Genomic DNA, 26,695 nt, shown 5'->3' with positions numbered 1-26,695 from the left:
GCGAGTACGGACTTGGACGTGCCACTTGCTTCTTCCCTCGATTCATTACAGGACAACCCTATTGGGTCCCTGTCCGGGATCTTCGGGGCCCCTCATGCTCCTTGTGTGCTTCATCGGACTGTGGATCTGGGCGGCCACGGCGGATGACCGTGCTGAGGGAGAGGCCCGCGCTGATATGCGGAGTGGTGCTGAGACTCGGCAGGAAAGGCTCGTGGGGGCGGCGGCCGACGGTGTGCTGGACGACAGCGAGATCGCTCGGGTTTTCCCTCAGGGAAAGTTGGCTCAGGGCCTGGTCAGGATCGAGCGGCACGGTCCTGATGTCACAGCGACGGCAGAGCTACTGGGCGTCGGGCCGGGAGTCTTCCTCACCAGCGAGACATTGGTGACGGGGTGCTTCGCCTTCACCGTCACACCGGACGGGGATGGCCGTCGGAGGCCTGCAGTCACCGTCAGGGAACTGGCCGTGGAGAACGAGCCGCAGTCCGCGTGTACGACGGCAGGAGTTCCGTCTCCCAGCGTCTTCCCAAGCCGCTGAACGAGGGGATGCGACTGGGGCGATCAGCCGCGGCGCTGACCCGGCAACCCACCGTGATCAGCAACGATCCATGCAAGGGGCTCATCGGAGATGAGCCGCACCCTTTTGCCCCCTGTTTGGTCCCCGAGCACGGCAGAGGCCCATGCACAATCACGCGCATGGGCCTCTGACCAGCGTCGGGGTGGCGGGACTCGAACCCACGACCTCTTCGTCCCGAATGAGGTTCGGTTAATGATCTTTCCTGCCTGGATTGTGTTTACGCAGGTCAAGGGGTGGTCTGGTTGGTCTCGGGTGGTGTGGAGGGGGCATCGGGAGCAGGGCGCCTCCCAGATGGCTCCCAAGGGTGCTGCTGCCTGGATGGTGCTGGAGAGTCGGCCTTGTGACCCGAAGACAATCCACCGGCCCACCAGTCCCAGGAAGTCGAGTCGGCCATTCCATTCGCCGTCCGCTGCCTGGCGTCGGAGGCTGCCGATGTGGTCCGGACAAAGTACGCGATGGCATCGCGGGCGCTCACCAGCGTGGGTGCGGGCGCTGGAGGGGCGCGGGTCGGGTCACACTTTCTTGACGACGATCGTGTCCGGGACCAGCTTCTCCAGGTCGTCGACGTCCGAGGCGAAGACGGTGACCTGTCCCCTCTGCTGTCGCGCGATGACGGCGAGCACGGCGTCGATCGCGTACTTGTGGCCATGCAACTTGGCGTCGGCCAGGAGTCGACGCGCCTGGCGGGCCTCGTCCTTCCCGATGTCGACGACCTGGAGCCGGGACAGTACCCAATCCCAGCGTTGCTCGGTCGTTCTGCCGTCGTATGCCTCGACCAGTGTCATCGGGGACGTCACCACCTCGGCTTCCCCGCGTGCCGCGAGGTCGAGCCAGGCGATCATTTTCCGGTCGCCGCGCACGGCAAGGGACAGGGCTTCACAGTCCAGTACGAAGACGCGGAGGGGCCGCTGTCCGTGCTCACCGGCTCGCTTCTTCACGCAGCCTCTCCGGCGTCGTGCTTTGCGGTGGTTCGACGCCGCTCGTGTTCGGCGTCGAGTTCGTCCAGCTCGTCGAGCGCTGCCGCATGTTCGTCCTCGGTGACGGGGCCGTGTTCTTCCTGAAGCCAGTCGACCAGTTCTCGGAGTCGGTCCCGGTCACGCTTGAAGCGCAGCGCCTCGGCGACATACGCCGACAGTCCCCGCTCTGCCGCGTCCGCGCGGATCTCGTCCAGGAGATCCTCGGGAATCGTCACGGTTACCTTCTTCGTCGCCATATAAGAGACCATACTCCCGGTATCGCACTCCTTACCAGTGCGTCACGTGAATAGACGCACGGCGATCAGGCGGCCGGGGCGGGGCGTGGGCTGCTGTGTCCGAGGGATACCGCGGCTCGCGGTCCGGATGGTCGCCCGCGTTCCCGAACCGGTGAGCGAGGCAATCACACGACCGAGCACCCGAGTTGGACTCCACTGGCACGGAACCGCAAGACTGCGGCACAGGGCCTCCTGACCAGATCGTTCGGACTTCGACAATCCCGAGCTGGACAGGAGGCCCTGCCTTCATGCACGCACGAGCCGAAGATCACGCGACCGAGTCACCGCACTCGAACTGGCGCCCAACAAGATCGGTACGCACGTCAGCTCAGTTTTCCGGGCTCGTGAAACCCCCAGGCAATGTGTGCCCTGCGTGACGGTGCGAGCATGGGGGGGGGACCCACGGTGGGCTCTGCTCGGCGGGTGGGGGAAAGCGTGGCGAGGTCGAGGAGTAAGGCGGCACGGGCGCGGCGGCGCAGAGCGGCGGTTGGTGGCGGCGACGGACACTGCTTGCCTGCCAGTGCCGAACGATCCGCCGTGGACAGCCCTGTTGCGCGGCGACGGGTTCTTCGGAGAGCGGCTGCGCGGGGGCGTCGGTCTGGGCCCGTTCGGCGTTTCCTGTGGTGCTGTGCTGCGGTGCTCTTCCTCATCGGCACGGTGGTGCTCGGCATGGTGGGCGCATCCACTGTCGGGCTGGCCGGGACGCCGGGATTTTTCACGGCTGATGAGTGCTATCTGGAGGAGAGCGGCAGAGGCGGCAAGAGCACTTCGTGTTTGGGCGTGTTCGTTTCTCACGACGGGAGCCTCGTCGACCGGGAGGCGCGGATCGCCTGGTCCGGTGGCCGAGCTGGGCGGCATACACAGGCCAGGACGGTGCTGCTCGGTGGATACACGAGGGAGGGCGGCGTCGATGCGGTACTGGCGGTCGTTCTTGTCACTGCCACGGGGTTGTTTTCGGTCGGATGCGCGTTCGCCGGCTTGTCCCGCGAGACGCAGGACCGTCTTGCCCTCCGGCTGCCCGGCCCTGCGTTCGCGGCCTATGTGAAGTGGAGGTCCTGATGTAGCGGCCGACGTGGTGGTGGCCTAGATCGGGCAAGCCACGCGGTCGGTGGAGCATCAATCACCCAGTCAAGCCGCCCAACCATGCCCGGCGGAGAGTCCTAGTTTGGAAGATCGCGTATGCGGGTGCGGGCTGAGCTGGCAGGATGCTGACCTGCCCGTTTGCTGTGTGGCAGCCGGTGTTCCCCGTAGCTCCCCCTGGCGTGCTTCACGAACGGGCACGCCAGTGAGGTTCCCCCGCTGCGCGGGAGTGGCTGACTAGCAGGTCAGGGCGGATTGACATGGTTTCAGGGCCTTTCGAGGCGGCTGTCACACCGGCCCGTACGGATTTCAGAGGTCGTCTTCATCGACGGGTTCGAGCTCGCGGGTGTAGGCGAGGTCGAGGACGTAGCGTTCGGTGACGGGGCAGTTGTTCCAGGCTTCGGTGAGCTGGTCTTCGGGGGAGTCGTCGGTGAGTTGGTCGAGGGTGGTGTTGTAGTAGTCGGCTGCTGCTTGGCGGTTCTGCCACCAGGCGTGGCCTTCATAGACGCCGGGGCGGGGCAGGGTGATCTCGTCGGCGGGTCCGCGGTCGAGTTGGCCGACGACCAGGACGCCTGTCTCGGATTCGAGGCTGACGTCGGTGTGGCCTTCGGCCTCGGCGGGCGGGGTGGGTGGGGTGTCCCAGATGCGGAACGTCATCTGGACTTTCATGTCCGGTTGCAGGCTGATGAGGTACAGGTGGTAGCCCTTGCCGGCCGCCACCTGTGTCTCCGCGGCGTCCATGGCTGCTTCGTCGCCGAGGTAGGCGTCCGCGTCGTAGACCTCCAGCACGCGGCGGCCGGGGGTAGCGGTGACGTTGTGTTCGGCGAGAAGCGCCATGGTAAGTGGTGTCTTCCTGCTAGTTGGTGATCTTCACGTAGAAGGGGTCGCCGTCCAGGACGCGGTTGAGGGTGTACATCTCGTTGAGGCGCTCTCCGCCCTTGCGGTTGTCCTTGCCGTCGATCAGCCGGACGGAGAAGCCTGGCCAGTACACGTCGTTCGCGTTCACCGCTCATCTCCTCGAGGCCGGCATCGATGCTTCGATCGGCACCGTCGGCGACGCCCTGGACAACGCGCTCATGGAGTCCCAGATCGGCCTCTGCAAGACGGAGTTGATCAAGCCCCGTCGGCCCGGCACGGCCTGGCCGACGTCGAACTCGCCACCGCGGAATGGGTCGACTGGTTCAACAACCAGCGTCTCCACACGGCGATCGGAGACATCCCGCCCCACGAGCACGAGACCAACTACTACGCTCAACACCAGCCCCAACCGGCGGCTGGAGTCAACGCATAGAGCCTCCACCGATCCCGGAGCGGTTCACGGACCCGCTGGGCGAGTGCTCGGGCGTGGTCGTGGGGACGCGCTGAGTGAGCCCGTTTCATCCTGAAGTTGCTGATCGCGGGGATGGTGTGAGTGCGGTGGCCGGTTCTCGTGCAGGTCGTGAGCGGTTGCCGAGCATCGTGATCGTCTGACAACGAGGCCAGATGGCTTCCGTGGTTCGGCTGGCGACGTGCGCGACGGATCGAGACCCGGCTGTTCACGTCTTCCGTGGAGGATCAGTCTTTGCGGATGCTGAGCAGGTCGCCGGGCTGGCAGTTCAGTTCACGGCAGACCGCGGTGAGGGTGGAGAAGCGGATCGCCTTTGCCCGGTCATTCTTGAGAATGGAGAGGTTGACCACCGTCACCCCGACCCTGGTCGCCAGTTCGGACAGGGTCATGCCGCGCTCGGCCAGCAGTCGGTCCAGGTGGACCTGGACCCGGTGCTCCTCTTCTGGTGGCATCAGACCAATCCCTCGGTATCGGCGCGCAGCTTCGTTCCGCGCCGGAAGACTTCTCCCAGCGCCAGGATGAGGAAGGCCAGCAGTACGTACTCGCCGGTGAAGGTGACCGAGAACGGGACTTGTTCGGCCATGGGGGTATCGCTCACCAGTATTTCTGTGGTGAGCGCCGGCAGGACCGGGGCGAGGAGGGCCTGGACCAGAACCGCGAGTCCTATGACGCTCAGGCATCGGGCGTTCACCGGCACGAAGACGTCGCCGCCGCGCAGGGTCCGGGCCATCTTGAAAAGGAGGGCCAGGATGAGGAGCAGGAGCAGGCTGCCGCCGATCTCGGGCAGGGCGAGCAGCAGGCGCTGACCCAGGTCGGGGCTGGCGAAGACGAGATCCGCCCGGTGGGTGCCGGTGAGGGTCATACCGTGGCCCGTCACCGCGTCGGTCACGGTTCCCGGTACCCGGGTCGCCGTCTCGGCCTCAACCTCGCGGGTGTCCATCGGATCCATCAGACCGGCCACCCCGAGGGCCGGAAGTAGCGCTCCGAAGACGCCGACCAGCAGAACAGCCAGGCCCAGAGCTGCCTCCAGCAACCGGCTGTCGGTCTGGCTCCACCAGGACTTGGCACCCATCATTTCCCCCTGTCGACTGGCAACGTGCGTATCGTTTATCGATATCATCGATAAACGATACGCTTTGTCAAGGGGATGTACTGCACAGGAGCCTGTCCACCCTGGCGATCTCGTCCGTGAGGTCGAGCATGCCGCAGGGGCAAGGTCGCCGTGCCGGGCATGGAGATTGACGCGCTCGTGCTGGTCTCGGACGTGATCATTAACAGGTGATCGTCTGCCACGGGCGGGTTCGCGGGTTCTGGGGTGGTCAGCCCGAGGCTTCTCGTAGATTCCGCAACGGGAGGGAGGCGCATGGTGGACGTACTGACATGGACGATCGAGCGGCGGATGCGACTGACTGAGCGGGCCGAGCTGCTGCGCAAGGAACTGGAGGAGATCTACGCCGAGCTGGGCCGGCTGGAGGCGGCCGAGGTGGTGTTCGGGCAGTGGGCCGAGGCGACGGACGGGGGACGACGGTCGTCGGGCATCGTGGAGCCGGAGCCGGAGCCGGAGCCGGAGCCGGAGCCGGATCCGGAGCCGGAGCCGGAGCCGGAGCCGGTGGTGACGCCCGGGGCGGGTGGGATGCGGCTGATCCCGGACCGCGAGGAAGGCATGGGGGTGGAGGTGCTCACGCCGGACTATCGGCGGATCATGGAGATCGTCGCGAAGGCGTCGGGGCCGGTGATGGCCAAGGACGTTGCGCTTGCGCTGGGTCGTGAGAACACTCCGACGAAGGTCGAGCCGGTCCGCGGCCAGTTGCGCAAGCTGTCCGACCGGGGTGGCTGACCCGGACGGGCTCGGGACGGTACCTGCCGCGTTGATCGCCGACTGGGGCACAGCGGCCAGTTCCGGCCGTAACGCGAGGGCCCCCAGTGGGAGTTGGCGCTTGTGTGAAGAAGCAGCCGCCCGCCGAGGGCTCTCCCGGTGTTGTCTACCAGGTCCGGCTTCCTGTGTCGAAGCGGACCGTCGATCTCGTCGCTGGACTGATACGCCGGCGCCGTAAGCGGCTGGGCACGCGCTGGCGCAAGGCCGCTCCGGGCACACAGGCGATCGTCGTGCTGGCCGTCCTGCGCCACGACCAGCGCCTGGCCGACATGGCCGGCGGCAACTCCGTCTCGGCCGCCACCGTCCGCCGCTGGGTCCTGGAAGTCCTCGACCTGCTCTCTGCCCGGGCCCCGCGTCTGGACCGCGCCCTGAAGAAGATCGCCCGCCGGGGCGGTGCGGTGGTCCTGCTGGACGGCACCCTCGTGCGCACCCGCCGCCGCACCGGGACGGACAACCGCAAGAACTACAGCGGGAAACACAAGGCCCATGGCCTGCTCTTCCTCGCGCTGACCGACGAGAAGGGAAACCTGATCTGGATCTCCTCCGCCCGCCCCGGCCGGGCCAGCGAGATCACCGCCGCCCGCCACGACCACATCACCAGGCATCTACGCCAGGCCGGCCTCGGCGCCTTGGCCGACCTCGGCTTCGTCGGCCTCGACGACGACCCCGACGATGCTCCGGTCATCATCACCGGCCGCAAGGCGACCCGCTCCCACCGTCTCACCGACGCCGAGAAGGAAGCGAACCGGCTGGTAAGCCGCGAACGCGCCGCTGTCGAGCACGGCTTCGCGAACCTGAAGAGCTGGCGCATTCTGACCAAGGTCCGCATGAACGCCCAACACGCCACAACGCTGCTACGGGCCCTGCTCGTTCTTGCGAACTACGAAGTCCAGCGGTGACAGACGATCACCCGACGGCGATCACTCCGCCTGCCAGCACGAGGACGGCATCACGGGCTCACACCAGTACCGCGACCTGCGAGTTCAAGATGAAACGATCTCAGTGATGGCTTGCCATGTGTCGTGATCCTAATGGCGGTTGAGGCGGGCGGGCATGGTGTTCCCAGCTCGACTACGGGGCTGATTCGCGAACGCGCAGGTCCGAGTGCCCGCAGCCGCTGCACTTCAGACGGCCTCACCAGTCACCCTCTGGGAGAGAACCCGACCAAGATCATCTCCCAGATTTCTCCCAAACGATCTCCAGAAACCAGTCAGGGGCCTGATCCACTCACTGGATCAGGCCCCTGACCTGGTACTTCACTGTCGGGGTGGCGGGATTTGAACCCACGACCTCTTCGTCCCGAACGAAGCGCGCTGCCAAGCTGCGCTACACCCCGATGTCGCTGCTGTCGCGGCGACGACGTTTACTTTAGCCCACCGGTGGCTAGAGACGAAATCCGGTTTTCCAGCGGTGACGTACGAGGTTCGGGCGGGCATGGTCGAGGGCCACCAGGAGCGCCGCCAGGGCGTAGAAGGCGAGGCCGAGGAGGAGGGCGTTGCCGAGGACCTTCTTGTAACCGTCCTGGTCGACGTCCAGGAAGGGGTAGAGGTAGCGGTCGGTCGTGCCCGGGAGGAGCAGTTCGCCTCTGGCCAGAGAAAACGCCAGATAGGCGAGGGGGTAGAGGAGCCACGTGCCGGCCTGGCGGAGGTGCAGGCGGCCGGGGGCCGTGAGCAGGAGCCAGTCCAGTACCGCCGCTACCGGGGTCAGGGTGTGGAGGGTGTGGTGGGCGACCGCCTGCCAGCCCGTCGGAGCGGCGGCGGCCCCGCCCGTGAGGGTGAAGGGGCTCGCCGCGTTGGCCAGGAGCAGATGGTGCACGGCGGCCGTGGCCACGGCGTAGAGCAGAGTCGCGCCCACCAGGGCACCGGGCAGCGGCCGGCTGGCCGTCCATGCGCGGCGGGCCGACAGGGCCATGACCAGTGCCAGCAGGATGTTGCTCTGGACCGCGAAGTAGCCGAGCACCCGGGACGGGTCGCCGAGGAGAAGCTCGAGTGCGACACCCGCGGCCGCCGCGGCGGCGACCAGCAGGCGGAAGGCAGTGGCCGCGGGGCGGCGGACCGGGGTGACGACGGCCGTGGCGGGGACGGGGGAGGGCTGCAGCGTGGGCTTGCCCGGAATCGCGGGGAGGTCCGGGAGGTCCCTGGGTATCGGGGCTGTCATGCCCTCACGCTGACAGAAGCGGACATAGGGGGCGATGTGGGCGGGGCTGTGTGGGTTAACCCCGGTTGCCCCGCCGCCCCGGCTGCGCCCCCACTACGCCCCCACTACGCCCCCACTGCGCCCGGACGCCCTGGACGCTCCCGGACGCCCCGGACGCTCCCGGACCAACCCCGCAGACTACTCCCGCCCCACCAACGTCAGCAGCGTCGCCTCCGGCGGGCACGCGAACCGCACCGGCGTGTAGCGGTTCGTGCCGCAGCCCGCTGACACGTGCAGGTACGACATCCTGCCCTCCGCCCTGTGCGTGGACAGGCCCTTCACCCGGTCCGTGTCCAGATCGCAGTTGGTGACCAGGGCGCCGTAGAAGGGGATGCACAGCTGGCCGCCGTGGGTGTGGCCGGCCAGGATCAGGGGGTAGGCGTCGGCCGTGAAGGAGTCCAGGGCGCGCAGGTACGGGGCATGGACGACGCCCATCGAGAAGTCCGCCGTGTCGGACGGGCCGCCGGCCACCTGCCCGTAGCGGTCCCTCTTGATGTGCGGGTCGTCCAGGCCCGTGAGCTCCACCGAGACGCCCTCGATCTTGAGCGCGCCGCGCGTGTTGGTCAGGTTGAGCCACCCCGCCGCGTCGAAACCGTCCCGCAGGTCCTCCCACGGGTTGTGCACTACGCCCACGGCCGGCGGGTTGCCGTTGAGACCGTGGCGGCCCCGGACCTTCTCCATCAGGTAGCGGGCCGGGTTGCGCAGCATGGGGCCGTAGTAGTCGTTGGAGCCGAAGACGTACGCACCCGGGAACTCCATCAGGGGGCCGAGCGCGTCCAGGACCTCCGGGACGCCCTCCGGGTCGGAGAGGTTGTCGCCCGTGTTGATCACGAAGTCGGGGCGCAGGCCCGCCAGGGAACGCAGCCAGCGCTGCTTCTTGCGCTGGCCGCCGACCATGTGGATGTCGGAGACCTGCAGCACACGCAGGGGGCGCATGCCCGCGGGCAGGACCGGGACGGTCACCCGGCGGAGGCGGAAGGAGCGGGCTTCGAAGCCCGCCGCGTACAACAGACCGGCGGCACCAGCCGCCGCGATTCCCAGGGGGACTCCGTATCGCGCGTGCATACGACCATCGTGTCAGACCGCGCCGGTTGCCCGTGCCCGGCGGTGCGCCGGATGCCCCGGCCGCAGGGGATCCTGCCCCGCCGGCCCCTGACGGGTCCCTCACCACGCCCGCGTACGCTCATCGTGCGAGGGCCCCTAAATCAAGGGGCGTCCTTGCCGCCGCACCTGCGACAATCGACCCCATGACCACGCTCAAGTCGAAGCTGCAGGATGACCTCAACGCCGCGATCAAGGAGCGCGACGAGCTCCGCTCCTCGACGCTCCGGCTGACGCTCGCCGCGATCACCAAGGAGGAGGTCGCGGGCAAGGAGAAGCGCACGCTCTCCGACGACGAGGTGCAGAAGGTGATCACCCGCGAGGCGAAGAAGCGCCGTGAGGCGGCCGAGGCCTTCGCGCAGGGTGGTCGTGCCGAGCAGGCCGAGCGGGAGAAGGCGGAGGGCGAGGTGCTCGCCGAGTACCTGCCCAAGCAGCTGTCCGACGACGAGCTCCAGCAGATCGTGGCCCAGGCCGTCGAGGACGCGAAGGCGGCCGGTGCGGAGGGGCCGCGGGCCATGGGCGCCGTCATGAAGATCGTGAACCCCAAGGTGGCCGGGCAGGCCGAGGGCGGCCGCGTCGCCGCCGCGGTGAAGAAGCTGTTGGCCGGCTGACCGGCCCCCGGCCGGACGGACAAGGGGCGGCTCCCTCTCCCGAAAGGGAAGAGGGAGCCGCCCCTGTCACGTCACGCCGGTGGCTCAGCCGGACCGCCCGCCGTTCCCGTTCCCGCCCCCGTTGTCCTGACCCCGGAAGAACCCCTCCGGGATGGAGAACGAAGGCGTCGGGAAGGGCTGGTCGCCCCCGCCGCCGTTGTTGCCGCCGAAGAGACCGCCGTTGCCGTTGTCGCCGCTGCCCCCGTCGTCGCGGCCACCGTCGTCGTCGCCCCGGTCCCGGTCGCGGTCGATGCCGTCGGGGATGTGGACGGTGTTGAACTGCTCGACGGGTTTGCCCTCCAGCGCGCCGCTCATCATGTCGCCCCAGATCGGGCCGGGGACCTCGCCACCGAAGACCTTGTCGTGCGGGACGCCGCCGATGGTGATGCCGACCATCTTCCGCTCGTGCGCGGGGTCGCCGACCCACACGGCACCGGCCATGTTCGGCGTGTAGCCCACGAACCAGGCCGCGTAGCGCTCGTCCGTCGTACCGGTCTTGCCGGCGCTGGGGCGGCTGTCGAGGCCGGCCTTCTTGCCCGTACCGTCCTCGACGACGCCCCGCAGCAGCGTGTTGATGGTGTCGGCGGTCCTCTCCGACATCGCGCGCGAGCAGGTCGACTTCGGAACCTGGAGCGACTTCGTCTTGTCGCCGATCCGCCGGCTGACCGACTCGATGGCGACCGGCGTGCAGTACATCCCGCGCGAGGCGAAGGTCGCGTATCCGTTCGCCATGGTCAGCGGGGACATCTCCTGAGTGCCGAGGGCGATGGAGGGCACCTGGGGGATCTTGTCGCCGTCGGCCCGCTCGACGCCCATCTTCTTCGCCATCGTCGTGACCGGGCAGATGCCGATGTCGCTGATCATCTGCACGTAGTAGGTGTTGACCGACTTGGCGGTCGCTTCCTTCATGTCGTACGGGCCGACCTCGGACTCGTTCTCGTTCTCGAGCTTGGCGGGGTCCGTCCGGCTGTTCTTCCAGGTCTTGCCGTCGCAGGCCGAGACCGGGCTCGGGTACGGCATCTGGTACGGCGAGGAGTACACCTTGTTCGCCGGCATGCCGTCCTCGAGGGCCGCGGCGGCCACGATCGGCTTGAACGTCGAACCGGGCTGGTATCCCATGCCGCCGCCCATCGACTGGTCGACGGAGAGGTTGAGGGTCGTCTCGCCCTTCTTGATGTCGACGCCGTACGGACGCGACTGGCCCATGGCGAGGATCCTGCCGGTGCCGGGCTGGACGAGGGTGGCGGCGGTGGCCACGTCGTCGCTCTTGTAGACGTGGTCCTTGATGGATGCCTGTGCCGCGTCCTGGGCCTGCGGGTCCAGGGTGGTGCGGATGGTGAGGCCGCCCTGGTTCCAGATCTTCGCGCGCTGCTCCTTGGTCTTGCCGAAGACCGGGTCGTTCAGGAAGACCTCGCGCACGTAGTCGCAGAAGAAGCCCGCGCCCTTGACCGCCGTGATGCAGCCGTTCTTGGGCTTGCTGACCTTCAGGCCCAGCGGCGCCTTCATCGCCTTGGCGGCCCGCGCCCGGGAGATGTCGCCGACCTCGGCCATGCGCCGCAGCACGATATTGCGCCGCTTGGTGGCCTCGGCCTCGTCGTTGACCGGGTCGTACCGGCTGGGCGACTGGACGATGCCGGCGAGGAGGGCCGCCTCCTGGACGTTCAGGTCCTTGGAGGACTTGGAGAAGTAGCGCTGGGCCGCGGCCTCGACGCCGTAGGCCTGCTGGCCGAAGAACGTGATGTTCAGGTAGTTCTCGAGGATCTTCTTCTTCCCGAGCTCCTCCTCGACCTGGATCGCGTACTTCAGTTCGCGGATCTTGCGGCCGATGGTCTGCTGGGTGGCCTGCGCGACCTTCGTCGCGTCGTCGCCCGCCTCCTCGACGAAGACGTTCTTCACGTACTGCTGCGTCAGGGTCGAGGCGCCCTGGGCGACCTCACCGCTGCGCGCGTTCTTGTTGAGGGCGCGCAGGATGCCCTTCAGGTCGACCGCGCCGTGCTGGTAGAAGCGTGAGTCCTCGATCGCGACGATCGCCTTCTGCAGGTACGGCGAGATGTCCTTGAGGGGGACCACCGTGCGGTCGCGCGAGTAGACCGTGGCGATGTGGCCGCCGTCGGCGTCGAGGATGGAGGTGCGCTGACTCAGCGGCGGGGTCTTCATGTTGGCCGGGAGCTCGTCGAAGCTGTCGACCGATCCCTTCGCCGCCAGCCCCAGCGCGCCCACCGCGGGCAGCGCGATACCGGCCAGCACGGCACCCGCGAGGACACTGACACCGAGGAACTTGGCGGCCTGCTGCGTGGGAGACAGACCACCGCCCGAGCGCTTCTTTGGCATGAGGGCAGCCTACGTTCTCATTCGCCGGACAGGCGTACAGGCCTTGGCCTAAGCTGCTCTCAACTGTCACAGCAGTGAGGCCACGTATCAATACGTCCGGCGACCCCGAATCGTTCCGGGTGTTCCCCAACTTTTTTGATGGAGACGTGTCCGAATTCGCCTTGTGTGTCATACGGCGTCCGTTGTGACGCAACTGAACTGTCCTGGTTTGCCGGGAAAGTTGCGTATGTCGCCAGCTCACTCCCCCGGGTGATCTGCCGCTTACCCATAGTCCGTTCGGGCCATTCAAGATTGGGCCCGAAGGGGGTGTTGCGCTGTGCCCACCTTCCGTAACGTCCTCAACTGGCGGCGGTGAATATGCCGCTGCCGCCGTGGGGGAGCCTCGATTCGGGAGAGGACGGCGCCGGTATGGGCTGGGTAGTCGACTGGAGTGCGCAGGCGGCCTGCCGCACTACCGATCCGGATGAACTGTTCGTTCAAGGAGCAGCGCAGAACAGGGCCAAGGCGGTGTGCACCGGATGCCCGGTGCGCACGGAGTGCCTGGCCGACGCGCTGGACAACCGCGTTGAGTTCGGCGTGTGGGGAGGCATGACGGAGAGGGAGCGCCGCGCACTGCTGCGCAGGCGGCCCACAGTGACCTCCTGGCGCCGGCTGCTGGAGACGGCGCGCACGGAGTACGAGCGCGGCACAGGCATCCTGCCCCTCGACGACGACGAGGTCTACGAGAACTACGCGGCGGTGAGCTGAGGGCTCTCTGCGGGAGCTCCGCAGGTCAGAGGGGCCCTGGGACGGGCCCTTCGTCATCGTCGGGCTGCTCTCCTCTCAGGTGGAGGCGGTCGCCGCGAGTCTCAGGGTCTTCGGGTCTTCGGGTCTTCGCCTCGGGTACCCAAGGCCTTCGCCGCGGGTCTCATGGCCGTCCCCTCAAGTCCCACGGACTCGCTCGGGTCTCAAGGGCGCTCGCCTCGAGTCTCAGGGCCTTCACAATCGGGGTCTCCAGGACTCACTCGGGCCGCAAGGCGCTCGCCCCGAGTCTCAGGCGCTCGGCTCGGGCGGGGGGCCTGTCGCGGGCGGCTAGGTCGGGTCGGGCAGCTCACGCTCGTTGGCCGCGAGCCGGTCGCCGATGTCGCGCAGTCCCGCGAGGTCGTGCACGTCGCCGGGCAGCGCGGCCACTTCTGTCACGGCCACCTCGGGGTGGAGCGCGGTGAAGCGGTCACGCGTGTGCTGCTCACGGGAGAGCAGTTGCATCCGGTCGGCGTGCAGCCTCAGCAGGCCCGCCGTGAGCTGGTCGACGGACCGCTCGGCGTGCCCGGGATCCTCGACGTTCTCGGCGGGGGAGCCACCGTCGGAAGCCGGAGCAGAGGCACGAGCTGGTGTTTCGGGCGTAGGAGAGTCTGAACTGTCGTGTGCGTCGGGGGAGTTACGAAGTACTGCTTTCCCGTCCGCCTGATCCACAATGCCGGGCTCTTCAAGATTTTCCGCGGCGGCGAGCGCCCGCTCGGCCGACAGCCCTTCGGCGCCGCTGCCGTGGACGCGGTTGAGCACCAGACCGGCGAGCGGCATGTCCTCCGCGGCCAGGCGTTCCACGAAGTAGGCGGCCTCGCGCAGCGCGTCCCGCTCCGGGGCCGCGACCACGAGGAACGCCGTCCCGGGCGCCTGGAGCAGCTTGTACGTCGCGTCCGCCCGCGTGCGGAAGCCGCCGAAGGTCGTGTCCATCGCGGAGACGAACGTCTGGACGTCCTTGAGGAGCTGACCGCCGAGCAGCTTGCCGAGGGTGCCGGTCATCATCGACATCCCGACGTTCAGGAACTTCATGCCGGCCCGGCCGCCCAGCTTCGCCGGTGCCGTCAGGAGCCGGATCAGCCGCCCGTCCAGGAACGACCCGAGCCGCTTGGGCGCGTCCAGGAAGTCCAGCGCCGAGCGGGACGGCGGGGTGTCGACGATGATCAGGTCCCACTCGTCCCGGGCCCGCAGCTGCCCGAGCTTCTCCATCGCCATGTACTCCTGCGTGCCCGCGAAGCCCGCCGAGAGCGACTGGTAGAACGGGTTGCCCAGGATGGCCGCCGCCCGCTCGGGGTCCGCGTGCGCCTCGACGATCTCGTCGAAGGTGCGCTTCATGTCGAGCATCATCGCGTGCAGCTCGCCGCCCGCGGAGTCGTCGATGCCCTTCACCCGGCGAGGGGTGTTGTCGAGGGAGTCGATGCCCATGGACTGGGCGAGCCGGCGGGCCGGGTCGATGGTGAGGACGACCACCTTGCGGCCCCGCTCGGCCGCGCGCAGGCCCAGGGCCGCGGCGGTCGTGGTCTTGCCGACCCCGCCCGAACCGCAGCACACCACGATCCGGGTCTTCGGGTCCCGCAGCAGCGGATCCATGTCGAGCAGGCGCGCGGGGGCGAGGTGGTGGCGGGCCGGGTCGTGCGTGTGGGCCGGGTCCGGACGGCTCATGACATCCCCTGCTTCCGACTCATGACGGGCCTTGCCTGTGTGCTGCTCCAGGGGCCGCCGCCTGCCCGGCTCATGACACGCCCTGCGCGCGCAGCTCACGGGCCAGCTCGTACAGCCCTGCCAGGTCCATGCCCTCGGCGAACAGCGGCAGTTCGTGCAACGGCAGGTCCAGCTCGGTGAGCACCGCACGCTGCTCGTGCTCCAGCGTGTACCGCTCGGCGTACTCCTCGGCCTGGGTGAGCAGCGGGTCCACCAGCCGCTCGGCGTGCCCGCCGCGCCGCGCCCCGCCGAGCCCGGCGGACGACAGCGACCGCGCGACAGTGGAACGCGGGACCGTCCGTACGAGTTCCAGGTCGGCCGCGTCCAACACCTCCGGCCGCACCATGTTCACGATGATCCGCCCCACCGGCAGCCGCGCCGAGCGCAGCTCCGCGATGCCGTCCACGGTCTCCTGGACGGGCATCTCCTCCAGCAGCGTCACCAGGTGCACGGCCGTCTCAGGCGACTTCAGCACCCGCATCACCGCCTGGGCCTGATGGTGTATCGGGCCGATCTTGGCCAGCCCCGCGACCTCGTCGTTGACATTCAGGAAGCGTGTGACGCGCCCCGTCGGCGGGGCGTCCATGACGACGTAGTCGTAGACGAACCGGCCGCTCTTGTCCTTGCGGCGCACCGCCTCGCACGCCTTGCCCGTGAGGAGGACGTCCCTCAGGCCGGGCGCGATGGTGGTGGCGAAGTCGATCGCGCCGAGCTTCTTCAGCGCCCGTCCGGCGCTGCCCAGCTTGTAGAACATCTGGAGGTAGTCCAGAAGGGCCAGTTCGGGGTCGATGGCCAGTGCGTACACCTCCCCGCCCCCAGGAGCGACGGCGATCTTCCGCTCCTCATAAGGCAGCGCTTCGGTCTCGAAGAGCTGCGCGATGCCCTGACGGCCCTCGACCTCGACGAGAAGCGTCCGCTTCCCCTCCGTGGCCAGGGCCAGCGCTAGGGCCGCGGCCACCGTGGTCTTGCCGGTACCGCCCTTGCCGCTGACGACCTGGAGCCTGCTCACGTATTCGAGCCTAACCAGTCCGCGCCCGGGCTACGCGGGAGGCTGTGGATAACCGTGGCCGTGGAGGGCGGACGCCCCCGGGTCGTGGTCGGCCGCGTGGCCCCTCTCCGGCAGCGGCTAGAGTCGGCCGCATGACCAAGTGGGAATACGCAACCGTGCCGCTGCTCGTCCACGCCACGAAGCAGATTCTGGACACCTGGGGCGAGGACGGCTGGGAGCTCGTCCAGGTCGTGCCCGGGCCGAACAACCCCGAGCAGCTCGTGGCCTACCTGAAGCGGGAGAAGCAGTAGTGGGCGCCGTCGAGGCGAAGCTGGCCGGGCTCGGCCTGAGCCTGCCCGACGTCGTCCCGCCGCTCGCGGCGTACCAGCCGGCCGTGCAGTCCGGGCCGTACGTCTACACCGCCGGGCAGCTCCCGATGGTGGACGGCAAGCTTCCGGTCACCGGCAAGGTCGGCGCGGAGGTCACCCCGGAGGAGGCCAAGGAACTGGCCCGCACGTGCGCGCTGAACGCCCTGGCCGCCGTCAAGTCCGTCGCCGGTGACCTGGACCGCGTCGCGCGCGTGGTGAAGGTCGTCGGCTTCGTGGCCTCGGCCTCGGACTTCACGGGCCAGCCGGCGGTGCTGAACGGCGCGAGCGAGCTGCTCGGCGAGGTCTTCGGCGACAAGGGCGTGCACGCGCGCAGCGCGGTCGGCGTGGCGGTGCTGCCGCTGGACGCGCCGGTGGAGGTCGAGATCCAGGTGGAGCTCGCGTAGCGCCGCCTTCGGCGGCCCCAGCTGCGGAATCCGCCCCTGGCGGGCCACTCGAACATCCGCCCGTCACGGGATAGCCTCGCGCCCATGGCGAACGGTCAGTGGTACCCCCCGGAGTGGCCGGACCGCATCCGCGCACTCGCGGCCGGTGCCCTCACGCCGGTGACCCCGAAGCGCGCGGCCACCGTCATGCTCCTGAAGGACACCGGCAGGGCCCCCGCCGTCCACATGCTGCGCAGACGCGCCTCCATGGCCTTCGCCGGAGGCGCGTACGCGTATCCCGGTGGCGGTGTCGATCCGCGTGACGACGACCACCACGTCCGCTGGGCGGGCCCCACGCGCGCGTGGTGGGCGCGACGGCTCGGCGTCGACGAGACGGCGGCCCAGGCGATCGTCTGCGCGGCCGTGCGGGAGACGTACGAGGAGGCGGGTGTGCTGCTCGCGGGCCCCACTCCCGACTCGGTCGTCGGCGACCCCACCGGCGCCGACTGGGAGGCCGACCGGGCCGCCCTGGTCGCCCGGGACCTGTCCTTCGCGGAGTTCCTGGACCGCCGCGGCCTGGTCCTGCGCTCCGACCTGCTCGGTGCCTGGACCCGCTGGATCACCCCGGAGTTCGAGACCCGCCGCTACGACACCTGGTTCTTCGTGGCCGCGCTCCCCGAGGGGCAGCGCACCCGCAACGCCTCCACGGAGGCGGACCGCACGGTCTGGATCGCCCCGGGCGAGGCGGCGGACGGCTACGACAAGGGCGAGCTGCTGATGATGCCGCCGACCATCGCGACCCTGCGCCAGCTGACGGCGTACGGGACGGCCGCCCAGGCACTCGCGGCCGCCCCGGGGCGTGACCTCACGCCCGTGCTGGCCACCGCCCGCCTGGTGGACGGCGAGCTCGTGCTCTCCTGGCCGGGCTACGACGAGTTCACCAAGCACATCCCGACCGCCCCGACCGGTGGAGCCACCGCATGACGGACGCAGCAGCCCTTCCCGGCCAGCCACGCGGCACAATCTCCTCGGGTCCCGCCACCGCGCGGGCGGTCAACGTCCTCGCGCCCAACCCGTCGGCGATGACCCTGGACGGCACGAACACCTGGATCCTCTCCGAGCCCGGCTCGGACCTCGCCGTCGTGGTCGACCCGGGTCCGCTGCACGACGGGCACCTGCGCCAGGTCGTCGCCACGGCCGAGCAGGCGGGCAAGCGCGTCGCCCTGACCCTGCTGACCCACGGCCACCCCGACCACGCGGCGGGCGCCGCCCGGTTCGCCGAACTGACCGGCACGCGCGTGCGTGCGCTCGATCCGGAGCTTCGGCTGGGCGACGAGGGCCTGGCGGCGGGGGAGGTGATCACCACCGGCGGCCTCGAACTGCGGGTTGTGCCGACCCCCGGCCACACCGCCGACTCCCTCTCCTTCCACCTTCCGGCCGACCAGGCCGTCCTGACCGGCGACACGATCCTCGGCCGCGGCACGACCGTCGTGGCCCACCCCGACGGCCGCCTCGGCGACTATCTGGACTCCCTGCGCCGCCTCAGGTCCCTCACGGTCGACGACGGCGTCCACACGGTCCTCCCGGGCCACGGCCCGGTCCTGGAGGACGCCCAGGGCGCCGTCGAGTACTACCTCGCCCACCGGGCCCACCGCCTCGCCCAGATCGAAACAGCCGTCGAGGACGGCTACCGCACCCCGCCCGAGGTCGTCGCCCACGTCTACGCCGACGTGGACCGCACCCTGTGGCCGGCGGCGGAGCTGTCGGTACGGGCGCAACTGGACTACCTGGAGGAGCACGGGCTCGTCTAGCCTGCGCCGGCACTAGCTGTACTGGCCCGGCCTGGGCGCCTTGACGCCGTGCACGCGCGCGTACTCGCCGGCGAGCCACGGCCCGAGGTCGTCGACGTACGACGCCAGGACGGCGGGGTCACCCGTGGGCTCGCGGCCCAGGACGGCGGCGGCCCGCAGCTGTTCGGCCCGCTCGGGGTAGTACCCGGCGAACGCCTCGGCCATCTCCCGCAGATCGCTGGTCCAGCCGTTCCAGCGAGGCATGACCAGGGTGAAGCCCGTGCGCACGAGGTGCCGGGACAGGAAGCGGACGAGGGGACGGCGGGCCTCGTCGGTGTCGCCGGCCGCGGCGATCCGGCGGCGCCAGCGCGGGAGGAGCAGGGCCAGGTCGCCGTTGGTCTCACGGGCCAGGAGCGTGTCGGGACGGTAGCGCGGCAGGTGCGCGGCGAGGTCCTCGCCCAGCAGCGGTGTGCACAGGCAGGCGACGAACCACCCCAGGTCGTACCGCTCCCGGTCGCTCAGCAGCCGGGCCCGGCTGAACAGCAGCGTCCCGTGCCCGTCGAGCTGCTCGAACTCCTGGTCCAGCGCCGCACCGAGGGCATGGGCCCCGGCCCGGTCCGTGCCGGTCGGCTCCTGGCGCAGGGCGAGCAGCAGGTCGAGGTCGCTGTGCCCCGCGCGCGCGATGCCACGCGGGATCGACCCGTAGAGGTACGCGCTGTGCAGCCGCGCCCCGAACACGTCGGTCAGTCGTTCCCGGGCTGCGGCGACGACCGGACGGAAGGCGTCGGGCACGCGCGCGAGGGAGCCCTCCCGGGCGATGAAACCCCGTGCGTCGAGTCCGGGGCGGTGAACGGTTCCGGCCATACGGTCACTGTGCCGTGCAGGGGGATGCCGGCGCGGCTCGTTTCCGTGCCGTCTACGACGTCGGGCCCCGTCCCGCGAGGAGACAGGGCCCGACGACGTACGGCCAGGGGTGCGTGCGCGTCAGCGTGAGCGCTTGGCGAGGCGCTCCACGTCCAGGAGGATCACCGCGCGGGCCTCCAGGCGCAGCCAGCCGCGCTGGGCGAAGTCCGCCAGGGCCTTGTTGACCGTCTCGCGGGACGCGCCGACCAGCTGGGCCAGCTCCTCCTGCGTGAGGTCGTGGACGACGTGGATGCCCTCCTCGGACTGCACGCCGAACCGGCGGGACAGGTCCAGCAGGGCGCGGGCGACACGGCCCGGGACGTCCGAGAAGACGAGGTCGGACATCGCGTCGTTGGTCTTGCGCAGCCGGCGCGCGACGGCGCGCAGGAGCGCCGTGGCCACCTCCGGGCGGGCGTTCAGCCAGGGCTGGAGGTCGCCGTGGCCGAGACCGAGCAGCTTCACCTCGGTCAGCGCCGTGGCGGTAGCCGTGCGCGGGCCCGGGTCGAACAGCGACAGCTCACCGATGAGCTCGCCGGGGCCGACCACGGCCAGCATGTTCTCGCGGCCGTCGGGGGACGTGCGGTGGAGCTTGACCTTGCCCTCCGTGACCACGTACAGGCGGTCACCGGGGTCGCCCTCGTGGAACAGCGAGTCACCGCGGGCGAGGGTCACCTCACTCATGGAGGCGCGGAGCTCCGCGGCCTGCTCGTCATCGAGCGCCGCGAAGAGCGGATTGCGCCGCAGAACGTCGTCCACGAGTTCTCTCCTTGTCGACCTGCTCAGGGGACCTTGATCCCCCTTGTATCAAGGCACTGTGGTGCCCATTTTGCCGGACGGTCCAAACAGTGTGATCTGTCACAAGGATGCCGTACAGGTGTCCCGGGGTACGCGGCAGGGGTCCAATTGGGCGCCGATCTTCAGGGGCCGGGGCGGATGCCCGTGCCGGGCCTTAGGCTGGCCGGGTGTCCAAATCGCCGGTGAGAGCACAGGCCGAGGGGGCTGCGCGGGTGGTTGTACGTCGCGATTCCGCTGTGGGCGAACAGAGCCCCGATGGCGGTAGGAAAACGGCGAAAGCGACAGAGGAGGCGGTGTCTTCGGGTAAGCCGACGCCTGCCGGGAAGGCACCGGTCGGGAAGGTGCCGACCGGGGAGGCGCCTGCCAGGAAGGCGGGGCCGGGGAGCAAGAAGGCTTCCGCGAAGAAGACGACGCCTGCGAAGAAGACGACGCCTGCGAAGAAGACGACGCCTGCGAAGAAGACGGCACCTGCGAAGAAGACGGCACCTGCGAAGAAGACGGCACCTGCGAAGAAGGTCGCCTCCGAGGCGTCCGCCGCCAAGGAACCTGCGTCAAAGCCGCCTGCCTCCAAGGCCGCGGGCGCCAGGAAGCCGTCGAAGGCAGCCGCGGTGAAGAAGGCCCCCGCCGCCAAGAAGGTGACCGTCGCGCCCAAGAAGGCCACCGCCCGCCTCAAGGGGACCGCCCCGGCCAGGACCGTCGTCCACCCGCCGGGCGACGAGTCGCGCACGGCCCTGGTCCGCCGTGCCCGCCGCATCAACCGCGAGCTCGCCGAGGTCTACCCGTACGCCCATCCCGAGCTGGACTTCGGCAGCCCCTTCCAACTGGTCGTCGCCACGGTCCTGTCCGCGCAGACCACCGACCTGCGGGTCAACCAGACGACCCCCGCGCTCTTCGCCAAGTACCCCACCCCCGAGGACTTGGCCGCCGCCAACCCCGAGGAGGTGGAGGAGATCCTCCGCCCGTGCGGCTTCTTCCGGGCCAAGACGAAGTCGGTCATAGGGCTGTCGAAGGCCCTGGTGGAGGACTTCGGCGGTGAGGTGCCGGGCCGGCTGGAGGACCTGGTCAAGCTGCCCGGTGTCGGCCGCAAGACCGCGTTCGTCGTGCTAGGCAACGCCTTCGGGCGCCCCGGCATCACCGTGGACACGCACTTCCAGCGCCTGGTGCGCCGCTGGCAGTGGACCGGCGAGACCGACCCGGACAAGATCGAGGCCGCCATCGGCGCGCTCTTCCCGAAGAGCGACTGGACGGACCTCTCGCACCACGTGATCTGGCACGGCCGCCGCATCTGCCACGCCCGCAAGCCCGCCTGCGGCGCCTGCCCGATCGCCCCGCTCTGCCCGGCGTACGGCGAGGGCGAGACGGACCCGGAGAAGGCGAAGAAGCTCCTGAAGTACGAGAAGGGCGGCTTCCCGGGCCAGCGCCTGAACCCCCCGCAGGCGTACCTGGACGCGGGCGGCAAACCGGCGCCGCCGCTGGGGGCCGGATGAGCCACGGGAACAGCGGGGCAGGCCGGCCCGCCCGGGTGACAGCGCGCCTGACGGTCCGTTCGGGCGGCCCTGCGCCTGGCCCGGACAGCGCGCCGGGCCGTCCGAGCCGCCTGGAGGGCTCCATGGCCTGCTTGAGCGGCCAGGGGGCGCACCTGAGGAGCCCGAGCACCCTTTCCAGCCTCCACGCGAGCAGCCCGAGCCGCGGATCGCGGCCGTTCGCGGAACGATCTCAGGGCCGCCGCGCGTTGGAAGCGGCAGGACGACGGGGGTGGCGATGACGCGGGCGAGCGACACGCAGGGCGGGCAGGTGACGGTGAGCAAGGAAGGCCTCCCCGGCTGGCTGGACCCGGTGGTGCGCGCCGTGGAGACGGTCCGGCCGCGGCAGCTGAGCCGCTTCCTGCCGCCGGAGGACGGCGCCGGGCGGCAGTCCGCCGTGCTGATCCTGTTCGGTGAGGGCGAGCGTGGACCGGAGCTGCTGCTCATGGAGCGTGCGCACTCCCTGCGTTCGCATGCCGGCCAGCCCTCCTTCCCGGGCGGTGCCCTCGACCCCGGGGACGGAGACCCGGGCGGTGACGGCCCGCTGCGGGCCGCCCTGCGCGAGGCCGAGGAGGAGACCGGCCTCGACCCGTCCGGCGTCCAGCTCTTCGGTGTCCTGCCCCGGTTGTACATCCCGGTCAGCGGCTTCGTCGTCACACCGGTGCTGGGCTGGTGGCGCGCACCGAGCCCGGTCGGCGTCGTCGATCCGAACGAGACCGCCAGGGTCTTCACCGTCCCCGTGGCGGATCTCACGGATCCCGCCAACAGGGCCACCGCCGTCCACCCCAGGGGCCACCACGGTCCTGCGTTTCTGGTCGAATCCGCCCTTGTCTGGGGTTTCACGGCCGGAATCATCGACCGGCTGCTGCATTTCGCGGGCTGGGAGCGGCCCTGGGACCGGGAGAAGCAGGTCCCGCTCGACTGGCGCGCATGACAGGGTGGCCTCCGTGAACGTGCTGGACATCTTGCTGCTGGTCGCCGCCGTGTGGTTCGCGGTCGTGGGGTACCGCCAGGGGTTCGTCGTCGGCATCCTGTCGGTGATCGGCTTCCTGGGCGGTGGCCTCGTCGCGGTCTACGCGCTGCCCGTCATCTGGGACACGCTGACGGACAACGCGGAGGTGAGCACGACCGCCGCCGTCGTCGCGGTCGTCGTCGTCATCGTCTGCGCCTCCGTCGGCCAGGCCCTCACCACGCACCTCGGCAACAAGCTGCGCCGGCACATCACCTGGTCCCCGGCCCGGGCCCTGGACGCCACCGGCGGCGCCCTCGTCAACGTCGTGGCGATGCTCCTGGTCGCCTGGCTGATCGGCTCGGCCCTCGCGGGCACGACACTGCCGACGCTCGGCAAGGAGGTCCGCAACTCCAAGGTGCTGCTGGGCGTCTCCCAGGCGCTGCCGGAGCAGGCCGCCACCTGGTTCGCGGACTTCTCCTCGGTCCTCGCGCAGAACGGCTTCCCGCAGGTCTTCAGCCCGTTCTCGAACGAGCCGATCACCGACGTCCAGCCGCCCGACCCGGCCCTGGCCGACAGCCCGGTGGCGAGCCGCGCCCAGCGCTCCATCGTCAAGGTCGTGGGCACGGCCCCGAGCTGCGGCAAGGTCCTGGAGGGTACCGGCTTCGTCTTCGCCGACCGCCGGGTGATGACCAACGCGCACGTGGTGGGCGGCGTCGACGAGCCCACCGTGCAGATAGGCGGCGAGGGCAAGAAGTACGACGCCACGGTCGTGCTCTACGACTGGCGGCGCGACATCGCCGTACTCGATGTGCCGGACCTGGAGGCGCCCGTGCTGCGGTTCACCACCGAGGACGCGAGCAGCGGCGACGGCGCGATCGTCGCGGGCTTCCCGGAGAACGGGGCGTACGACGTGCGCGCCGCACGCGTGCGCGGCCGCATCACGGCCAACGGCCCGGACATCTACCACCGCGGCACGGTCCGCCGCGACGTCTACTCCCTCTTCGCGACCGTCCGCCAGGGCAACTCCGGCGGCCCGCTGCTCACCCCCGACGGCAAGGTCTACGGCGTGGTGTTCGCCAAGTCCCTCGACGACGCCGAGACGGGGTACGCGCTGACCGTGGACGAGATTCAGGAGGACATCACCAAGGGGCGCACCGCCAACCGGCAGGTGGGCAGCGACAACTGCGCGCTCTAGGGTGCGCTTCAGAAGTGGATCTTGATGCGTCAAGATCCACTTCAGCCTGGCGGCCGAGCAGACTCAGAAGCCGATGTCACTGGTGACCACGGCCGGGCAGCGCGGGGACTCCCCGCGGTTCCGGGTGGTCCTGGGGCGTATCCGGGTGCCCAGGCTCGGGCCGGGCCGGCCTCGCACCCGGCCGGACAAGGTTCGCGCCGACAAGGCGTACGGCTCCCGCACGAGCCGCGCCTACCCGCCCAAGCGCGATATCCGCTGCACGATCCCGGAGGAGCGTGGCCAGATCGCCAACCGCGTTGGACATGGCTCTCACGGCGGTCGGCCGCCGAAGTTCGGCAAGGCCGACCTCCGAGAGCGCCACGCGGTGGAGTGCGGGATCAACCGCCTCAAGTGGCACCGGCGGTCGCCACAGATACGACAAGCTCGCCGTCCGCTACGAAGCGACCGTACTGGTCGCAGCCATCAACGAGTGGCTGTGACCAGCGTCCTCATGCCCGCCCTGGTGGCTTTCACTGCTCTTCGGTGTCGAATGCCCGGGCAACGGCGAGGCTGTCCTCGTAGACATGGTGCCGGGTGACCAAGCCGTCTTCGAAGGTGAGGTGCAGAGCGAACCGCGCGCGATACGCACGTCCGGTGGACCGAGCGGTCTGGCGAATCTCGCCGATCACGACCGCGTCGTTTCCGTCGATGAGGATGCGCTCGACCTCAGTCGCCGCCTGCTCCGGCACGTGGTGCTCGGCAAGTTCGCGATAGTGGGCGGCCGCGTCGGCCCGGGTGGACCGATGCCGGATCCAGGGCGTGGCAGCACGACCGTGCTCGGCCTCCGGCCAGCTCAGCTTCCAATCGCCCCGCTCGGCGTACAGCTCGGCGATGCCCTCGGGGTCGCCCTCACCGATCCGGCGCAGTAACTCCTCAACCGCAGTCCGTGTGTTCGTAGATGTGGCTATGGACATGATTGGCCCCTCCGTATGGTCCGCGTCCTGCTCACGCGGCGAGAGCACCAACCTAGCCCGCACGGTCCGGCCGAGACGATTACCTCCTGGGTAAGGCAGCGCATTTCGTAAAGATCCACTTTCGAAACGCACCCTGGAAGGCTCGTGAAGCGGCAGGTGTCGAGGCGTCACTCGCGCGGGTGACGCCTCAGTCGCGCGTATGACGCAGACGTACGGAGACCCAGCGAGCCCGGCGGCGGAGGATGCGTGGGATCCCGACCCTGGGGTCGGCGGTCGCCATCTGCGGTGCGCCGCTTCGCCGGTGGGGGTTCGCACCGCCCGCCGAGCGGCGATTGCGGGTTGCGTCACTGTAGTCGTGCGTCCAGCCCATACCCCGACGTCTGCCCCCGCCCCATGGTCGATAACCGCTCCCGGGGCGTCCAATTGGCCTATGCGCCAGGCAATTGGCCATTCGTCGGACAACCGTTCACGTGCCGGTACCGCGCGCGGTCGCCCGGTCACCGACCGGGGTCCGGCAGAGCCGGTCACCGGTCGGGTTCGGGATCCCGCAGCCAGTTGATGAGTTCCGAGGAGAACGCGACCGGGTCCTCCTCGTGCGGGAAGTGGCCGAGGCCGTCGAACAGCCGCCAGCGGTACGGGGCTTCGACGTACTCGCCGGAGCCGGCCGCGCTGCGCGTGCGCATCACGGGGTCGAGCGAGCCGTGCAGATGGAGCGTCGGCACGCGCACGGGCCGCTTCATCCGGCGGTTGAACTGGATGCCGTCCGGGCGGGCCAGGGAGCGCACCATCCAGCGGTACGGCTCGACCGCGCAGTGCGCCGCGGAGGGGATGCACATGGCCCGGCGGTAGTTCTCCAGCGCCTCGTCCACCGGCGGGCGCGGCCCGGACCAGTCCTGGATCAGTTCGGCCACTTGCGCCCCGTCGTCGGCGGTGAGCTGCCGCTCCGGAATCCAGGGCCGCTGGAACCCCCAGATGTGTGAACCGGCACGGGTCTGCTTGACGTCTCTCAGCATGGCCGAGCGCCAGCGCCGCGGGTGCGGCATGGAGGCGACCGCCAGCCGCCGCACCAGCTTGGGGCGCATCGCGGCCGCCGTCCACGCCAGGTACCCGCCCAGGTCGTGGCCGACCAGCGCGGCGTCCGGCTCGCCGAGCGAGCGGACGACCCCGGTGACGTCGAGCGCGAGGTTGGCGGGGTCGTAGCCGCGTGGCGTACGGTCGCTGCCCCCGACTCCCCGCAGGTCCATGGCGACGGCCCGGAAGCCCGCGTCGGCGAGCGCCACCAGCTGGTGCCGCCAGGTCCACCAGAACTGCGGGAAGCCGTGCAGCAGCAGCACCAGCGGCCCGTCACCCAGCTCCGCGATGTGGAAGCGCGCGCCGTTCGCGGCGACGTCGCGGTGGCTCCAGGGGCCATCGAGGAGTACGGCCGAGGCCGGTTGTGCCGGGGGAAGGGCGGGGTCCGTCATGACGACGAGCGTGCCACAGCCTCGATGGCCTCGGGGACCCGGTCCTGCGCGAGCTCCGGACGCGGGTGCGGCTTCGCCTTCTGCAGGACGACCGCGGACTCCTTCATCGAGGCGGCGACCTTCTGCGGGCCCTGGCTCTTCTTGGCCTTCTTCGCGAAGGCCACGCCGATCAGCGCGAGCACGACCGCGACCAGCACGTTCGCCGCGAAGGACAGCAGGAAGCAGATCGCGAGGTTCCAGTCGCTCCAGGTGCGGATGCCGTACGCCAGCGCGAAGTTCAGCATCGGCAGGGAGAACAGCAGCACCGCCCCGGCCATCGAGAAGGCGCCGCCGCTGGTCGCGCCGCGCTTCACGTCCTGCTTGAGCTGCGCCTTCGCCAGCGCGATCTCGTCGTGCACCAGCGCCGACATTTCCGCCGTCGCCGAGGCGAACAACTGGCCGATGCTGCGTTCGGCGCCGACCGGGCTGCCGTCGGGTGCGCTCATCGCGGTCTCCCTCTTCTGCGTACGGTCCG

General features: G+C 69.7%; 31 protein-coding genes and 1 tRNA gene. 14 read left to right on the top strand and 18 right to left on the bottom strand.

Annotation, left to right across the window (positions count from 1 at the left end; all coding sequences use genetic code 11):
- The coding region (locus ACZ5TL_RS25315; protein ID WP_468592557.1) for a hypothetical protein at nucleotides 1-535 on the top strand (535 nt) is incomplete at its 5' end.
- 551 nt (nucleotides 536-1,086) lie between these two features.
- On the opposite strand, the gene ACZ5TL_RS25310 is transcribed toward ACZ5TL_RS25315, so the two are convergent.
- Nucleotides 1,087-1,512, bottom strand: coding sequence for a PIN domain-containing protein (locus tag ACZ5TL_RS25310; RefSeq protein ID WP_468592556.1), 426 nt, complete (start codon nucleotides 1,510-1,512; stop codon nucleotides 1,087-1,089).
- Nucleotides 1,509-1,787, bottom strand: a complete 279-nt coding sequence (locus ACZ5TL_RS25305; RefSeq protein WP_468592555.1) for a CopG family transcriptional regulator — start codon at nucleotides 1,785-1,787, stop codon at nucleotides 1,509-1,511. The genes ACZ5TL_RS25310 and ACZ5TL_RS25305 overlap by 4 nt, the downstream gene beginning before the upstream one ends.
- Nucleotides 1,788-2,462: 675 nt before the next feature.
- On the opposite strand from ACZ5TL_RS25305, the gene ACZ5TL_RS25300 reads away from it, so the two are divergent.
- Entirely contained in the window at nucleotides 2,463-2,885 is a 423-nt protein-coding gene (locus ACZ5TL_RS25300; RefSeq protein ID WP_468592553.1) for a hypothetical protein, read from the top strand.
- Nucleotides 2,886-3,215: 330 nt separating this feature from the next.
- On the opposite strand, the gene ACZ5TL_RS25295 is transcribed toward ACZ5TL_RS25300, so the two are convergent.
- On the bottom strand, nucleotides 3,216-3,743 hold the full coding sequence (locus ACZ5TL_RS25295) for a hypothetical protein (protein ID WP_468592551.1): 528 nt from the start codon (nucleotides 3,741-3,743) through the stop codon (nucleotides 3,216-3,218).
- A gap of 19 nt (nucleotides 3,744-3,762) precedes the next feature.
- Nucleotides 3,763-3,912 (bottom strand): hypothetical protein, encoded by a 150-nt coding sequence (locus tag ACZ5TL_RS25290; RefSeq protein ID WP_468592571.1) that lies wholly within the window; start codon nucleotides 3,910-3,912, stop codon nucleotides 3,763-3,765.
- Between the two features lie 90 nt (nucleotides 3,913-4,002).
- Here ACZ5TL_RS25290 and ACZ5TL_RS25285 point away from each other — a divergent pair, with 90 nt between their 5' ends.
- Complete coding sequence (locus ACZ5TL_RS25285) at nucleotides 4,003-4,197, top strand: integrase core domain-containing protein (protein ID WP_468592569.1); 195 nt, start codon at nucleotides 4,003-4,005, stop codon at nucleotides 4,195-4,197.
- Nucleotides 4,198-4,460: 263 nt separating this feature from the next.
- Here the strand turns inward: ACZ5TL_RS25285 and ACZ5TL_RS25280 are convergent, their stop codons facing one another.
- Nucleotides 4,461-4,685 (bottom strand): helix-turn-helix domain-containing protein, encoded by a 225-nt coding sequence (locus tag ACZ5TL_RS25280; protein ID WP_468592550.1) that lies wholly within the window; start codon nucleotides 4,683-4,685, stop codon nucleotides 4,461-4,463.
- Nucleotides 4,685-5,305 (bottom strand): DUF2975 domain-containing protein, encoded by a 621-nt coding sequence (locus tag ACZ5TL_RS25275; RefSeq protein WP_468592549.1) that lies wholly within the window; start codon nucleotides 5,303-5,305, stop codon nucleotides 4,685-4,687. The genes ACZ5TL_RS25280 and ACZ5TL_RS25275 overlap by 1 nt, the downstream gene beginning before the upstream one ends.
- A gap of 291 nt (nucleotides 5,306-5,596) precedes the next feature.
- Here ACZ5TL_RS25275 and ACZ5TL_RS25270 point away from each other — a divergent pair, with 291 nt between their 5' ends.
- Nucleotides 5,597-6,070: a hypothetical protein gene (locus ACZ5TL_RS25270; protein WP_468592548.1), complete on the top strand. Its 474-nt coding sequence runs from the start codon at nucleotides 5,597-5,599 to the stop codon at nucleotides 6,068-6,070.
- 104 nt (nucleotides 6,071-6,174) lie between these two features.
- Entirely contained in the window at nucleotides 6,175-7,008 is an 834-nt protein-coding gene (locus ACZ5TL_RS25265; protein ID WP_468592547.1) for a transposase family protein, read from the top strand.
- Nucleotides 7,009-7,371: 363 nt separating this feature from the next.
- Here the strand turns inward: ACZ5TL_RS25265 and ACZ5TL_RS25260 are convergent.
- From ACZ5TL_RS25260 to ACZ5TL_RS25250, 3 genes are all read right to left on the bottom strand, one after another.
- Nucleotides 7,372-7,445, bottom strand: a tRNA-Pro gene (locus ACZ5TL_RS25260).
- Nucleotides 7,446-7,492: 47 nt separating this feature from the next.
- Nucleotides 7,493-8,266, bottom strand: coding sequence for a Pr6Pr family membrane protein (locus tag ACZ5TL_RS25255; RefSeq protein ID WP_468592546.1), 774 nt, complete (start codon nucleotides 8,264-8,266; stop codon nucleotides 7,493-7,495).
- Nucleotides 8,267-8,443: 177 nt separating this feature from the next.
- Nucleotides 8,444-9,370, bottom strand: coding sequence for a metallophosphoesterase (locus ACZ5TL_RS25250; RefSeq protein ID WP_468592545.1), 927 nt, complete (start codon nucleotides 9,368-9,370; stop codon nucleotides 8,444-8,446).
- A 182-nt stretch (nucleotides 9,371-9,552) separates the two neighbouring features.
- Between ACZ5TL_RS25250 and ACZ5TL_RS25245 the strand changes: the two genes are divergently transcribed.
- Nucleotides 9,553-10,017, top strand: a complete 465-nt coding sequence (locus ACZ5TL_RS25245; protein ID WP_468592544.1) for a GatB/YqeY domain-containing protein — start codon at nucleotides 9,553-9,555, stop codon at nucleotides 10,015-10,017.
- Nucleotides 10,018-10,101: 84 nt separating this feature from the next.
- Here the strand turns inward: ACZ5TL_RS25245 and ACZ5TL_RS25240 are convergent, their stop codons facing one another.
- Nucleotides 10,102-12,387, bottom strand: coding sequence for a transglycosylase domain-containing protein (locus ACZ5TL_RS25240; RefSeq protein ID WP_468592543.1), 2,286 nt, complete (start codon nucleotides 12,385-12,387; stop codon nucleotides 10,102-10,104).
- 408 nt (nucleotides 12,388-12,795) lie between these two features.
- Here ACZ5TL_RS25240 and wblA point away from each other — a divergent pair, with 408 nt between their 5' ends.
- Entirely contained in the window at nucleotides 12,796-13,134 is a 339-nt protein-coding gene (wblA, locus tag ACZ5TL_RS25235) for a transcriptional regulator WblA (protein ID WP_468592542.1), read from the top strand.
- Between the two features lie 324 nt (nucleotides 13,135-13,458).
- Here wblA and bagB read toward each other — a convergent pair whose 3' ends face one another.
- Nucleotides 13,459-14,829: an ATPase BagB gene (bagB, locus tag ACZ5TL_RS25230; protein ID WP_468592541.1), complete on the bottom strand. Its 1,371-nt coding sequence runs from the start codon at nucleotides 14,827-14,829 to the stop codon at nucleotides 13,459-13,461.
- A 70-nt stretch (nucleotides 14,830-14,899) separates the two neighbouring features.
- Nucleotides 14,900-15,877 carry an ATPase BagA gene (gene bagA / locus ACZ5TL_RS25225; protein ID WP_468592539.1) on the bottom strand — a complete coding sequence of 326 codons (978 nt, stop codon included), beginning with the start codon at nucleotides 15,875-15,877 and terminating at the stop codon, nucleotides 14,900-14,902.
- Nucleotides 15,878-16,008: 131 nt separating this feature from the next.
- Between bagA and ACZ5TL_RS25220 the strand changes: the two genes are divergently transcribed.
- The 4 genes from ACZ5TL_RS25220 (at nucleotide 16,009) to ACZ5TL_RS25205 (ending at nucleotide 18,418) form a co-directional block, all read left to right on the top strand.
- Entirely contained in the window at nucleotides 16,009-16,167 is a 159-nt protein-coding gene (locus ACZ5TL_RS25220; RefSeq protein WP_003991873.1) for a DUF4177 domain-containing protein, read from the top strand.
- Nucleotides 16,167-16,628, top strand: a complete 462-nt coding sequence (locus ACZ5TL_RS25215; protein WP_468592537.1) for a RidA family protein — start codon at nucleotides 16,167-16,169, stop codon at nucleotides 16,626-16,628. Before ACZ5TL_RS25220 ends, ACZ5TL_RS25215 begins: the two co-directional genes overlap by 1 nt.
- 84 nt (nucleotides 16,629-16,712) lie before the next feature.
- Complete coding sequence (locus ACZ5TL_RS25210) at nucleotides 16,713-17,591, top strand: NUDIX hydrolase (protein WP_468592536.1); 879 nt, start codon at nucleotides 16,713-16,715, stop codon at nucleotides 17,589-17,591.
- Nucleotides 17,588-18,418 carry an MBL fold metallo-hydrolase gene (locus ACZ5TL_RS25205; protein WP_468592534.1) on the top strand — a complete coding sequence of 277 codons (831 nt, stop codon included), beginning with the start codon at nucleotides 17,588-17,590 and terminating at the stop codon, nucleotides 18,416-18,418. The genes ACZ5TL_RS25210 and ACZ5TL_RS25205 overlap by 4 nt, the downstream gene beginning before the upstream one ends.
- A gap of 12 nt (nucleotides 18,419-18,430) precedes the next feature.
- On the opposite strand, the gene ACZ5TL_RS25200 is transcribed toward ACZ5TL_RS25205, so the two are convergent.
- Entirely contained in the window at nucleotides 18,431-19,261 is an 831-nt protein-coding gene (locus ACZ5TL_RS25200; protein ID WP_468592533.1) for a nucleotidyltransferase, read from the bottom strand.
- Nucleotides 19,262-19,381: 120 nt separating this feature from the next.
- On the bottom strand, nucleotides 19,382-20,056 hold the full coding sequence (locus tag ACZ5TL_RS25195) for a Crp/Fnr family transcriptional regulator (RefSeq protein WP_010031945.1): 675 nt from the start codon (nucleotides 20,054-20,056) through the stop codon (nucleotides 19,382-19,384).
- Nucleotides 20,057-20,436: 380 nt separating this feature from the next.
- Between ACZ5TL_RS25195 and nth the strand changes: the two genes are divergently transcribed.
- The 3 genes from nth (at nucleotide 20,437) to ACZ5TL_RS25180 (ending at nucleotide 23,765) form a co-directional block, all read left to right on the top strand.
- Complete coding sequence (gene nth, locus ACZ5TL_RS25190) at nucleotides 20,437-21,582, top strand: endonuclease III (RefSeq protein WP_468592567.1); 1,146 nt, start codon at nucleotides 20,437-20,439, stop codon at nucleotides 21,580-21,582.
- A 274-nt stretch (nucleotides 21,583-21,856) separates the two neighbouring features.
- A complete protein-coding gene (locus ACZ5TL_RS25185) occupies nucleotides 21,857-22,552 on the top strand; it encodes an NUDIX hydrolase (RefSeq protein ID WP_468592531.1) in 696 nt (231 codons plus the stop codon).
- A gap of 13 nt (nucleotides 22,553-22,565) precedes the next feature.
- Nucleotides 22,566-23,765 (top strand): MarP family serine protease, encoded by a 1,200-nt coding sequence (locus ACZ5TL_RS25180; RefSeq protein ID WP_468592530.1) that lies wholly within the window; start codon nucleotides 22,566-22,568, stop codon nucleotides 23,763-23,765.
- A 509-nt stretch (nucleotides 23,766-24,274) separates the two neighbouring features.
- Here ACZ5TL_RS25180 and ACZ5TL_RS25175 read toward each other — a convergent pair.
- From ACZ5TL_RS25175 to ACZ5TL_RS25160, 4 genes are all read right to left on the bottom strand, one after another.
- A complete protein-coding gene (locus ACZ5TL_RS25175; RefSeq protein WP_468592529.1) occupies nucleotides 24,275-24,718 on the bottom strand; it encodes a nuclear transport factor 2 family protein in 444 nt (147 codons plus the stop codon).
- Nucleotides 24,719-24,905: 187 nt separating this feature from the next.
- A complete protein-coding gene (locus tag ACZ5TL_RS25170; RefSeq protein WP_078885154.1) occupies nucleotides 24,906-25,088 on the bottom strand; it encodes a hypothetical protein in 183 nt (60 codons plus the stop codon).
- A 154-nt stretch (nucleotides 25,089-25,242) separates the two neighbouring features.
- On the bottom strand, nucleotides 25,243-26,181 hold the full coding sequence (locus ACZ5TL_RS25165; RefSeq protein WP_468592528.1) for an alpha/beta fold hydrolase: 939 nt from the start codon (nucleotides 26,179-26,181) through the stop codon (nucleotides 25,243-25,245).
- Nucleotides 26,178-26,666, bottom strand: coding sequence for a phage holin family protein (locus ACZ5TL_RS25160; protein WP_468592527.1), 489 nt, complete (start codon nucleotides 26,664-26,666; stop codon nucleotides 26,178-26,180). The genes ACZ5TL_RS25165 and ACZ5TL_RS25160 overlap by 4 nt, the downstream gene beginning before the upstream one ends.
- Between the last annotated feature and the right edge of the window lie 29 nt (nucleotides 26,667-26,695).

The organism is Streptomyces sp. NPDC033136, assembly GCF_055578235.1.
This window is presented reverse-complemented; position numbering and strand designations above follow the sequence as displayed.